3 protein-coding genes are annotated in these 3,000 nt (G+C 69.3%); all 3 read right to left on the bottom strand.

Features of this window, described 5'->3' with window-relative positions; genetic code table 11:
• The coding region (locus AB0D01_RS39580; RefSeq protein ID WP_363064256.1) for an alpha-amylase family glycosyl hydrolase at positions 1–1,065 on the bottom strand (1,065 nt) is incomplete at its 3' end.
• Positions 1,066–1,116: 51 nt separating this feature from the next.
• On the bottom strand, positions 1,117–1,986 hold the full coding sequence (locus AB0D01_RS39575) for a carbohydrate ABC transporter permease (RefSeq protein ID WP_363064254.1): 870 nt from the start codon (positions 1,984–1,986) through the stop codon (positions 1,117–1,119).
• On the bottom strand, positions 1,983–2,963 hold the full coding sequence (locus AB0D01_RS39570; RefSeq protein ID WP_363064258.1) for a sugar ABC transporter permease: 981 nt from the start codon (positions 2,961–2,963) through the stop codon (positions 1,983–1,985). The genes AB0D01_RS39575 and AB0D01_RS39570 overlap by 4 nt, the downstream gene beginning before the upstream one ends.
• Positions 2,964–3,000 lie beyond the last annotated feature (37 nt).

Raw genomic sequence — 3,000 nt, 5'->3', positions numbered from 1 at the left:
CGCCCGCGCCACACCCCGCACCCCACCCCCATACCGCGTCACATGCCGCACCACATCATGATTCGACAACACCCACGTCGTCGGAGCCCCCACGGGGCGCATGGCGTCGAGGGAGTCGTCGATGGTGGCGCGCAGCGCCTCGGCGTCCCATCCGGTGCTCAGGTAGTGGAAGTTGAAGGCCTGGTGCAACTCGTCGGGGCGCAGGTACAGCGCGGTGCGGTCGGCGCTGGGCGTCCAGGCCTCGGCGACGCCGATGCGGTCGCCGGCGTACTCGTCGAGGACGGTCCTCCAGGAGCGGTAGATCTCGTGGACCCCGTCCTGGTCGAAGAAGGGCAGGACCTGGTTGCCGAGGAGCTTGAGCTGTTCGCTGTGGCCGAGGTCGGGCAGACCGGGTGCCTTGACGAGGCCGTGGGCGACGTCGATGCGGAAGCCGTCGACGCCCAGGTCCAGCCAGAAGCGCAGGACGGAGCGGAACTCGTCCTGGACGGCGGGGTGCTCCCAGTTGAAGTCGGGCTGTTCGGGGGCGAACAGGTGCAGGTACCACTCGCCGTCGGCGACCCGGGTCCAGGAGGGGCCGCCGAAGAGGGACTCCCAGTCGTTGGGCGGCAGTTCGCCGTTCTCGCCCTGTCCGGGGCGGAAGTGGAAGCGTTCGCGCAGCGGGCTGCCGGGGCCTTCGCGCAGCGCCTGCTTGAACCATTCGTGCTGGTCGGAGCAGTGGTTGGGGACGAGGTCGACGATGATGCGCAGGCCCAGGGCGTGGGCCTCGCGGATGACGGCGTCGGCGTCGTGGAGGGTGCCGAACATGGGGTCGATGGCCCGGTAGTCGGCCACGTCGTAGCCGGCGTCGGCCTGCGGGGAGGCGTAGAAGGGGCTCAGCCAGACGGCGTCGACGCCGAGTTCCTTCAGGTAGGGCAGCCGGCCGCGGATGCCTTCGAGGTCCCCCATGCCGTCTCCGTTGGAGTCGGCGAAGCTGCGCGGATAGACCTGGTAGATCACCGCGTCTCTCCACCAGCCGGGCAGGGTGCCGGAGGTGGTGGGAAGTGCGTCGGCGAGGTGCTGGGTCATGGTGTCCTTGAAGAGATCGGGCCGGGGGTGGGAGGGGGCGGGCGCGGGTGGTCAGCCCTTGGTCGCGCCCGCCGTCATCCCGGCGACGAGGTGACGCTGGGCGAAGAGGAAGAAGACCGCCGCCGGGATCGCGATGAGCACGGAAGCCGCGCTCATGGCGCCCCAGTTGGACGTGTACTGGGTGACGAAGGTCTGGAGTCCGCCGGCGAGGGTGAGGTTCTCCTCGCCGACCATGAAGGCGGAGGCGTAGGCGACCTCGCCCCAGGCGGTGATGAAGGCGTAGAAGCCGGTGACCGCGAGGCCGGGCTTGGCGAGGGGCAGGATGAGGCGCCAGAAGGTGCCGAAGGGGTTGAGTCCGTCGACGCGACCGGATTCGTCGATCTCGACGGGGATGGTGTCGAAGAAGCCCTTCATCATCCACGCGCAGAAGGGCACGGCGATGGTGAGGTAGGTGATGATCAGGCCGACGGGCTGGTTGAGCAGTCCGAGGTCGCCCATCAGGTTGTAGAGGGGGACGATCAGGATGGCCATCGGGAACATCTGCGTGATGAGCAGGGTCCACATGAGCGGCTTCATGCCCGGGAACTTGAAGCGGCTGACGGCGTAGCCGGTGGTGGCGGCGATGAAGACGCCGAGGACGGTGGTGACGCCGGCGACGAGGACGGAGTTCGCGAACCAGCTGAGGAAGTGGCTGGACTCCAGCAGGTAGCGGTAGTTGTGGAGCGTCGGTTCCTTGACGAAGTCGGTGCCGATGGCGTGCTGCGGGGGCTTCAGGGAGGTCAGCAGGATCCACAGCACGGGGAAGACCGCGATGACGGACGCGACGACGAGCGTGGCGTGCAGTCCGAAGGAGGCGAGCGGGGAGCGGGTGCCGCGGGGGCGGGTGCCGCCGGCGGGCGTGTCGTTCGTGGTCACGGTCACCACACCTCTCCCTGCTTGCGCAGCGAGCGCCGGTAGACCAGCGCGAAGATCATGAGCAGGGCGAGGATGAGGACGCCCCACGTCGCGGAGCCGGCGAAGTCGCGGGGGCTGGCGATGAAGGCCTCGCGGAAGGCCTGGGTCACGAGGATCTCGGTGGAGTCGCCCGGTCCGCCGCGGGTCAGCAGGAAGATGACCGGGAACATGTTGAAGGTCCAGATGGTGGAGAGCAGGATCACGGTCATGCTCACCGCGCGCAGTCCGGGCAGGGTGATGTGCCGGAAGCGCTGCCAGGGGGTCGCGCCGTCCATCTCGGCGGCCTCGTAGAGCTCGGCGGGGATGGACTGGAGGCCGCCGAGGAGGGCGACCATCATGAAGGGGACGCCGAGCCAGACGTTGACGGCGATGACGGAGACCTTGGCCCAGGTCGGGTCGTCGAGCCACGGGATGGCCGCGATGCCGCCGCCGTCGAGGAGCTTGTTGAGGATGCCGTTGTCGCGGTTGAACAGGAAGCGCCAGGCGAAGACGGACACGAAGCCGGGGACGGCCCACGGCAGGATGAGCGCCATCCGGTAGGCGGCGCGGCCGCGGAGCGGGCGGTTGAGCATGGTGGCCAGGGCGAGGCCGAGGGCGAAGGTGAGGGAGACGCAGCCGACGGTCCACAGCACCGTCCACACCAGCCGCTGCCAGAAGACGGGGTCGCCGAGGACGGCCGCGTAGTTGTCGAGGCCGACGAACTCGTACGTGGCCTCGATGTGGCGGACGCCGATGGTGCGGGCGACGTTGCGCTCGTTGGCGTCGGTCAGCGAGAGGTAGATCCCGCGGACGAGGGGCCAGCCGATGATCACGCCGAGTACGAGCACGACCGGGGCGATCATGGCCCAGGCGTACCAGTGCGTGGCGAGGGCCCGCTTGAGGCCGCTGTCGCTTCTGGCAGTCGTGCGGCCCGGGCCGCGGGCGGCACCGGTGTCGCCGCCCACGAAAGGGTCCGCGACAACAACGCGGCCATCGGCGGGG

It is taken from the genome of Streptomyces sp. NPDC048606, assembly GCF_040650855.1.
Lineage (GTDB): Bacteria > Actinomycetota > Actinomycetes > Streptomycetales > Streptomycetaceae > Streptomyces.
This window is presented reverse-complemented; position numbering and strand designations above follow the sequence as displayed.